Annotated in this window: 1 protein-coding gene; it reads left to right on the forward strand. The window is 27.5% G+C overall.

Going from position 1 to position 688, the window contains the following annotated elements; translation table 11 throughout:
• Positions 1–329: 329 nt before the first annotated feature.
• The gene (locus tag SAY88_RS24620) at positions 330–581 is read left to right on the forward strand and encodes a hypothetical protein (RefSeq protein ID WP_332635070.1); all 252 of its coding nucleotides are present in this window, start codon (positions 330–332) and stop codon (positions 579–581) included.
• Positions 582–688: the final 107 nt, after the last annotated feature.

Genomic DNA, 688 nt, shown 5'->3' on the forward strand with positions numbered 1-688 from the left:
TCGTAAAAACATCTTTGGACAAGAAAGTGTTTCAAATTAATAAGCAAAAACTGTGTCAAATTACTTGACGGTCACAACTGATCTTTTACTCTTCTTTTTCACCTCGTCATTAAACAACTCATTTTGTACATTTATGTTAGCTGGTTTTGTTGTAATTTAAAATGTTCACATAGGGTGTACTTTAAATGAACAAATTACGCTAAGAATTTTCTATGGTAAAGCTTATTAAACTTAAAAACAATTTTCTTGAATTCATAAAAAATAAACTAGTTATATTATCTTTGCTATATTATCTGAACTTTTCTATAAAAAAGCTATTGGGTGATGTTATGATAAAAGATAACCAAAAAATTCAAATGACTTGGAATCCAAGTAACAAAAAGCACTTTGTAAGTAGAGGGTACGTATTCACGAAAATTTACGACGAGTTTCAAGTGGAAGTAGAAGATTTAAATGAAGGAAGCAATAAACCAATTATTATTACTTGTGATTACTGTGGTAGGGACGTTCCTAGACCGAAGTTTACATATTTAGAACATTGTTTTAATTATTTATATAAACTCAACGAACCGAGCGAATGAAACATGAAAAATATAAATTTAAATTCAAAAATCACTAGTGTTGCATTAATCTAATCCAACTCTTAAGAATACTCAAAATGTTCAATTATTATATTTTTTGCATAAAA

The organism is Halalkalibacter flavus (genome assembly GCF_036663575.1).
Classification (GTDB): domain Bacteria; phylum Bacillota; class Bacilli; order Bacillales; family Bacillaceae_D; genus Halalkalibacter; species Halalkalibacter flavus.

What these genes read in the sequence shown, in the direction of transcription:
- SAY88_RS24620 (WP_332635070.1), top strand. Translation starts at nt 330, where the DNA reads ATGATAAAAGATAACCAAAAAATTCAAATGACTTGGAATCCAAGTAAC.